The following is a 2518-nucleotide window of genomic DNA, read 5'->3' as shown; positions in this document are numbered from 1 at the left end:
GCCGCGTATTGGTTTATGGAACCTGTCTGCGCTGGCTCATTCGTTGTCGGCATTGATTGATAAGCAAGACCTAGAAGAAGCATTAGAGCAATATGAGCCGCAGATGAACGGTTATTTTAGCCAAACAATGCGCAGCAAGCTGGGTTTACTCAGTAAGCAAGAAGGGGATGGGAAACTCTTCGATTCGATGTTTGAGTTAATGTCTCAAAGCCGAGTGGACTACACACGCTTTTTCCGAACCTTATCAGAACTCGATTCTAAACAACCTCAAGCGGTCATTGATCTGTTTATAGACAGGGAAGCTGCTGCTATGTGGATGGCAAGTTATCTCAAGCGTTGCGAATTAGAGTCGGTAGAGTCTTCGGAACGTTGCCAAGCAATGAGGCAGGTAAACCCGAAATATATTTTACGTAATTACCTTGCTCAACTAGCTATAGACAAAGCGGAGAATGGGGATTACAGCGACATTGAAATTCTTGCCAAAGTTTTAGCTAAACCATGTGATGAACATAGTGAGTACGAAGCCTACGCTAACCTCCCGCCAGAGTGGGGTAAAGAGATGGAAATAAGCTGTTCATCATGATGTGACACTAGGGCTTGATTGCGTCCATAGTGATACCTTGTCGAGTACCTCTTTCTTATTGATAGGCTTGGCAAGGTAATCATTCATTCCAGAATTCAGGCACGTTTCTCTATCTCCAGTCATGGCGTTTGCAGTCATGGCGACAATTGGGATTTGTGAATTTTGTATCCCAGCACTTCCTTTTCGTATTTCTCTGGTGGCTTCATAGCCATCCATTTCTGGCATTTGGCAATCCATTAGCACTAGATCAAAATGATTGTCTTGTAGCGTTGTTAGCGCCAGTTTACCGTTCTCAGCGATGGTTACTTGAATACCTTCTTTATTCAATAACCCTTGAATGACGATTTGATTAATGCGGTTGTCTTCAACAACAAGCACCTGCAGCCCTTCTTTAATTTCCGGTGGGACAACTTCAACTTCTCTTGGGCTGAGAGTCGATAGGTAGTTGTGAGTCACCAACTGATTGTGAGTCGAGAAATCTTTACTTGCGATAACATTGAGAGCATCAAATAAATCAGAAGTGGTAGCAGGTTTAGGGAAGTAGCCACTGAACCCGATCTCAGTAAAGTAATTTTGGTTAGCGGTTGAATCCATTGATGTCATCATGATCAAGTCAGTCGATTGGTATTGTCTATTTGCTTTCAGTTTCTTACATAAATCTATGCCGTCAGCATCGGGCATCTGCATATCCAAAAAGGCGATATCAAAAGGCTTACCGTGTTCTAATACCTGGTTTTCAAAGCTTTCAAGAGCAGAGTAGTAGCCGTCAGCTTCTTTCACTGTTGCTCCCCACAACTTTAATTGAGAGAGTAATACTTCGCGGTTTATTGCATTATCGTCAACGATCAAGATCTTGAGCTGGCTTATATCTGTAGTCGGGAGAACCTGAGTGGATTCGGATGACTTGCCAATAAGAACCTCAAAAGTAAAAGTWCTGCCAACGCCTTCTTCGCTAGTTGCAGAAACCTTCCCGTCCATTAAATTACATAGGCTTTTCACTATCGCTAACCCTAAGCCTGTGCCTCCGTATCGGCGAGTGGTTGAAGCGTCAACTTGGCTGAATTTATCGAACAAGTCAGGGAGTTTATTCGGGGGAATGCCAATCCCGCTATCCTTGACCTGCCCAATTAATTTCCATTGGTCTGTATCATGCTGTTCTAGGCTCGCTTTAATAACGATCTCGCCTTGTTTAGTGAACTTTAGAGAATTTGACAGCAAGTTCGAAAAAATTTGACGGATACGCGTTGAGTCTCCTCGTACCGTTGATTCCGTAACTCCAATAGTATCGAGCACTAATTCGAGGCTCTCGGTTTTGGTTTGTGTTGCAAGAGACTCTGCAAGGTCACCCATCATCTTACGTAAGTCGAAAGGTTGATCTTCAAGTTCCAGTTTGCCTGCTTCAATCTTAGAGAAGTCGAGAATATCGTTGATTAAAGTTAGAAGTGATATAGCACTACTGTGAGCAAGGTAAGCTTGGTGTTTTTGTGATTGATTTAATTGGTTCTCTAATAGCAGTTCCAACATACCGATCACACCATTCATTGGCGTTCGGATCTCATGGCTCATGACGGCCAAAAACTCACTCTTGGCTGTAGCAGCTTGTTCCGCTTGCTCTTTCGCTAAAATCAGATTTTGTTCGGCTTTCTTGGCTTCGGTTATGTCTTTGACTAGGCCTGAGAAAATAGTGCCATTTTCGATGTTTACTCTTGCGATTGAAAGTTGGATTGGGAAAGTCTCGCCATTGCGCCTACGTCCTGTTAGCTGCCGCCCTAGCTTCCCTTGTTTATCGCGTACATTGATAATTTTCGAGTGTCCGGTAGTTAAGTAGCTATTCATATATTGCTGGTGGTGAAACGCGTCTTTACTGTCCATTAATTGGGTGACTGATTGACCAACTATTTCTTTTTCTGAAAAGCCAAAAATAGTCTGAGCAGC

General features: G+C 43.2%; 2 protein-coding genes. One reads left to right on the top strand and one right to left on the bottom strand.

Going from position 1 to position 2518, the window contains the following annotated elements:
* The coding region (locus tag L4C33_RS21450) for a protein adenylyltransferase SelO family protein (RefSeq protein ID WP_428814419.1) at nucleotides 1-583 on the top strand (583 nt) is incomplete at its 5' end.
* On the opposite strand, the gene L4C33_RS21445 is transcribed toward L4C33_RS21450, so the two are convergent.
* On the bottom strand, nucleotides 578-2518 hold a 1941-nt coding region (locus tag L4C33_RS21445), incomplete at its 5' end, for a response regulator (RefSeq protein ID WP_428814418.1). The two genes, L4C33_RS21450 and L4C33_RS21445, sit on opposite strands and share 6 nt — an antisense overlap.

Source organism: Vibrio makurazakiensis (assembly GCF_050337375.1).
Classification (GTDB): Bacteria; Pseudomonadota; Gammaproteobacteria; order Enterobacterales; family Vibrionaceae; genus Vibrio; species Vibrio makurazakiensis.
The sequence above is the reverse complement of the archived record's forward strand: the minus strand, read 5'-3'. Positions and strand labels throughout refer to the sequence as shown.